At 69.7% G+C, this 5760-nt stretch carries 1 protein-coding gene; it reads right to left on the reverse strand.

The window, feature by feature from the left end:
- The coding region (locus JO059_RS12220) for a type I polyketide synthase (protein ID WP_293318980.1) at positions 1 to 5760 on the reverse strand (5760 nt) is incomplete at both ends.

A 5760-nucleotide genomic window follows, 5' to 3' on the forward strand; every position in this document is an offset into this window, starting at 1 on the left:
CACTCCGGACAGCGGTCGCTGCACCGGGATATCGGCGAGCACCTTGGCCAGCGCCTCGCGGTCTGCGGCGTCACAGGCGACCACCTGTACCTGCGCACCGTGCGCGGATAGCTCGCTCACCAACTCCCCGGCACCCGGCGCGTCCAGGCCGCGCCGGCTCAGCAGCACCACGTTGCGCGCACCGTGGCGGGACACCACGTGACGCGCCAACGCCGAACCGGCCATTCCGGTGGCACCGGTGATCAGGACCGTGCCCGCCACCCAGGCGTCCGGCATGCTCATCACGACCTTGCCGACATGGCGCGCCTGGCTCAGATGCCGCAATGCCGCCGGAGCGCGCCGGATGTCAAACCTGGTGACGGGCAGGGGTTGTAGCACGTCTTCACCGAACAGCGCCGCCAGCTCGTCAAGCATCTGCTGTATGCGCTCCGGTCCGGCCTCGAACAGGTCGAAGGCGCGGTATCGCACATCGGCGTGGTCCCGGGCGACGACCCCGGGGTCGCGAACATCGGTCTTGCCCATCTCCAGGAAAACCCCGCCGGGGGCGACCAGTCGCAGCGAGGCGTCAACGAAGTCACCGGACAGCGAGTCCAGCACGATATCCATCCCAGCGACGCCCGCCCTGCGGGTTACCGTCCGGAACTTCTCCTCGAACTCCAGGCTGCGCGAGTCCGCGATGTGATCGTCGTCAAAACCCATGGCCCGCAACGTGTTCCACTTGCGGCGGCTGGCCGTCGCGAACACTTCCAGACCTAGGTGTCGGGCCAGCTGCACCGCGGCCATGCCCACCCCACCGGCGGCCGCATGCACGAGCACGCGCTGGCCCGGCCTGACACGCGCCAGATCCACCAGCGCGTAGAACGCCGTGGCGAACACCACCGAAGCCGTTGCCGCCGCCGTGTGTGACCACCCGGCGGGCACCTTGACCAGCAGCCGCTGGTCGGTGGTGGCGACGGTTCCCGTCCCGTCCGGGAACAGGCCCATGACGCGGTCGCCGACCGCGAACCGGCCGCCGTCGCTGGCGGTTCGGGGCCCCACTTCCACGACGACACCGGATGCCTCGATACCCATGACGGCGTCCGGATCGGGATACAGGCCCAACGCGATCATCACGTCGCGGAAGTTGGCGGCGATGGCCGACGCGGCGACTCGTACCTGGCCGGGGCCCAGGGGCGCGTCGGCGTCCGGGATCCGCTCCAGCCGCAGATTCTCGATGGTGCCGTAGTTCGTCATTCCGAGCCGCCATGGGCCGTCGTCCGGCGGCACCAGGAGAGCGCCGACGGCGCGGCTGCCGTGCACGCGCGCGGTGTAGACGGTCTTGTTCCGCACCAACGCCTGCGGCTCGGCCACCGCCAAAACCGCTGCGATGTCGTCATTTTCCAGGGAGGCGTCGGTGTCGACGAGCACGATTCGGCCGGGGTGCTCGGTCTGCGCCGACCGCACCAACCCCCACACCGCGGCCCCCGCGAGATCGGTGACATCCTCCCCGGGTAACGCCATGGCCCCCCGGGTAGCCACCACCAACGTTTCCCCCCCGTCGCGGGCCAACCACGACTGCAGTACCGGCAGCACCGCGCGCGTGGCCGCATAAACCTCGGCGACGACGTCACCGGGCACCGGTGTGGATTCGAACAGCACCACCGACCGCTCGGTCTCGCCGCGATCGAGATCGCCTGCACCCCAGGGAAAAACCGACACCGACGGCGCCGCGGCCGGCCGCTGTGCGGACCAGGCGACCTCGAAGAGCCGGTCCGGACGCGAGTTCGTCACCGCGGCCAGCAGCTGCCGATCGGTCACGGGCCGGGCCACCATCGAGGCCACCGACAGCACGGGAAGACCCAGGCCGTCGGCCAAGTCGATACGCACCGAGGACGTGCCGGTCGGCACGATCCGGGCGCGCACGCCGGATGCGCCCGCGGCATGCAGCGAGACGCCCTGCCAGGAGAACGGCACCAGCACGGATCCGTCCGCCAGCGCCTCGTTTTCGGAAGAGAGGATCACCGCATGCATCGCCGCGTCGAGCAGCACCGGGTGAACGCCGAACCCGGCCGGGGAAACCCCGGCGTCGGCGGGCAGCGTGACCTCCACGAAGAGGTCGTCGCCGCGGCGCCACATCGAAGTCAGGCCGCGGAATGCCGGGCCATAGCGGTAGCCACGTTCGGCCAGGCGCTCATACCCGTCTCCGACCTCGACGGGGACCGCGCCCGCCGGCGGCCACACCGACAGGTCCGCGCCCGGGTCGACGGACCCCGCGCTCAGGACACCCTCGGCGTGCAACAGCCATTCGGAACCGGTCTCGGCGCGCGAGAACACCGATACCGCACGGGAATCGGAGTCGTCTCGGCCGCTGACCAGCACCTGCACCGCCACGGACCCCGACTCCGGCAACACCAACGGCGCCGCCAGGTTCAGCTCGTCGACGACTCCGCATCCGACCTCGTCGCCGGCACGGATCGCGAGCTCGACAAACCCCGCGCCGGGAAACAGCACGACGCCGCCGATGGCGTGGTCGCTCAGCCAGCCCTGCGTGGCCGGCGACAATCGTCCCGTCAGCACCACGCCGCCCGAGGCCGGCAACTCCACCACCGCGCCCAGCAGGGCATGCTCGGTGGCGGCCAGCCCCAGACCGGCGGCATCGGCCGCGGCGCCGTCGGCGGATAGCCAAAAGCGCCGCCGCTCAAAGGCATAGGTGGGCAACTCCACGAGGTTGGCCTGACCGAAGGCGGCTCGCCAGTCCACGCCCATGCCGGTCACGAACCCGTGCGCGACGGCGTCGATCAGGGTTTCCGCCTCGGTCCTATCCCGGCGCAACGCCGACATGGTGGTCACGGGGGCATCCGCGAGCGACTCCTCGATCGAGGCGGTCAGCCCGCTGCCGGGCCCGACCTCGAGGAAACGCGTTGCGCCGGCCGAGTGTACGAAACGCACGCTGTCGGCGAACCGCACGGGCTCGCGGATGTGCCGCTTCCAGTAAGCAGCCGAGGCGAAGTCGTCGCCCGCCGGCTGCCCCGTCACGTTCGACACGATCGGAATCGTGGGCTTGTCGATGGCGAGACCGGCGGCGACCGCACCGAATTCGTCGATCATCGCGTCCATCAACGGGGAGTGGAATGCGTGCGAGACCGCGAGTTGGTGCACGCGGCAGCCGTCGGCGCGGAGCCGATCGGCCACGGCGGACACCGCTTGTTGGGCACCCGAAATGACCACCGCGGATGGCCCGTTGATCGCCGCGATGCCGACCTCGTCGGTCAGCAGCGGCCGTACCTCCTCTTCGGTGGCCGCGACGGCGACCATCAACCCGCCGGCCGGCAGCGCCTGCATGAACCGGCCCCGGGCGGCGACCAGGACCGCCGCGTCCTTCAGCGAGAGGGCACCGGCTACGTGCGCGGCCGAAAGCTCACCAATGGAGTGGCCTATCACGAAATCCGGACGCACACCCCAGGATTCCAGCAACCGGAACAGGGCGACCTCGACGGCAAACAACGCGGGCTGGGCGAATTCGGTTGAGTTGAGGACGTTTTCGTCATTACCCCACATGACGCCGCGCAGCGGACGCAGCAGGTGCTGATCCAGTTCGGCAACCGCGGTGTCGAAGGCCTCGGCGAACACCGGATATGCGCCGTGCAGTCCTCTTCCCATGCCGAGCAGCTGGGAGCCCTGGCCGGGGAAGACGAAGACGGTCTTGCCGGTGGGTATGGCGGTTCCCCGCACCACCGATGCGGAGCCACCGGCGGCCAGCTCCTCCAGGCCGGCAAGCAACTGCTCGCGATCACCCCCATCCACGACGGCGCGATGCGCGAAGGTCGACCGGCCCGCGAGGGTCCACCCCACGTCGGCGATGTCAAGCGTGCCATGGGCACGCACATGCTCGGCCAGCCGCCTGGACTGGGTTTCCAACGCCGACAAGGACTTTGCCGACACCACCCACGGCACCACCGGCAGCGTGGGACTATCGACAATCTGCTGAGAGTCGGCAGGGGCCGCCTCGACGATCACGTGCGCGTTGGTACCGCTGATGCCGAACGAGGACACCCCGGCGCGTCGCACGCGGCCATCCGCGGGCCAGGACCGGCCCTCGGTCAGCAGCGACACCGCGCCCATCGACCAATCCACGTGCGGGCTGGGCTCGTCGACATGCAAAGTGGCGGGCAGCATCTCGTGGCGCATGGCCAGCACCATCTTGATCACCCCGGCGACACCCGCGGCGGCCTGGGTGTGTCCCATGTTCGATTTGATCGATCCCAACCAGAGCGGCTCGCTGCGATCCTGACCGTAGGTCGCCAACAATGCCTGAGCTTCGATCGGATCGCCCAATGTCGTCCCCGTGCCGTGGCCCTCGACAGCATCCACCTGCGCCGCCGACAATCCCGCGTTCGCCAACGCCGCACGCACCACCCGCTGCTGCGACGGCCCGTTGGGCGCGGTCAACCCGTTGGATGCGCCGTCCTGGTTGATCGCCGAGCCACGCACCACCGCCAGCACCGGATGCCCCAGTCGCCGCGCGTCCGACAAACGCTCCACGACGAGCATCCCGCCACCTTCGGAGAACCCGGTGCCGTCGGCCGCGCCCGCGTACGCCTTGCAGCGGCCGTCGGCGGCCAACCCGCGCATGCGGCTGAACTCCACGAAAATGTCCGGTGTGGCGTTGACCGTGACGCCGCCGGCCAGGGCCAGGTCGCAGTCACCGGAACGCAGCGATTGCACCGCCAGGTGCAGCGCCACCAACGACGACGAACACGCCGTGTCCACCGACACCGCCGGACCCTCCAACCCGAGCACATACGAAATCCGTCCCGACGCCACGCTCGACGACTGCCCGGTCAGCCGGAAACCCTCCGCGGCAGCCGCGGCACCCATGCCGTAGCCCTGGGGATATACCCCCGCGAACACACCGGTGGCGCTGCCGCGCAAGCCCTCGGGGTCAATTCCCGCGCGCTCCAAAGCTTCCCACGACAACTCGAGGAACAGTCGTTGCTGCGGGTCCATGGCCAATGCCTCGCTCGGCGCGATGCCGAAGAAGGCGGGATCGAAGTCGGCGACATCGTCCACGAAGCCCCCGGTGCGGGTGATGCACGTGCCCGGAACGTCGGGGTCGGGGTGGTAGAGGCCGGCCACATCCCAACCGCGATCGCTCGGGAATTCCGAGAGCACATCGCGACCCTCGGCCAGCATCTCCCACATGTCCTCGGGCGAACTCACCCCGCCCGGGTAGCGGCACGACATGCCGACAATCGCGATCGGATCGTCGTGGCCGGCACGAGTCGCCGGGGCGTGCTTGATCTCCTGCGGCACCCCGGCCAGTTCGGTGCGAAGGTAGCCGGCCAGCCCGTTGGGTGTCGGGTAGTCGAAGATCAGGGTCGGCGAAAGAGCCAGACCCGTCGCGGTTTTGAGCCGGTTGCGCATCTCGACCGCGGTCAGCGAGTCGAAACCCAGCTCCTGGAAAGCCCGGTCCGGATCGATCGCCTCGGCGGTGGTGTTCCCCAGCACCGTCGCGATGTGCGAGCACACCAGGTCCAGCAGCACGGCGTGCTGCTCGGCTTCCGGCAGTCCGTCCAGGCGGTGGGCGAGCGCCGATCTCGATTTCGCCGCCGCCAGCGAGTCGTCCACGCGGCGCCGGGCAGGCGCGCTGACCAGATCGGCGAACAACGACGGCACGGCGACCGCTTGGGCGCGCAACGCTGCGAGATCGACGCGCGCGGGCGCCAAAACCGGTTCGTCCACGATCAACGCCGTGTCGAACAGCTCCATCGCCTCGGCCGA

This window comes from Mycobacterium sp., from assembly GCF_019247615.1.
Classification (GTDB): Bacteria; Actinomycetota; Actinomycetes; order Mycobacteriales; family Mycobacteriaceae; genus Mycobacterium.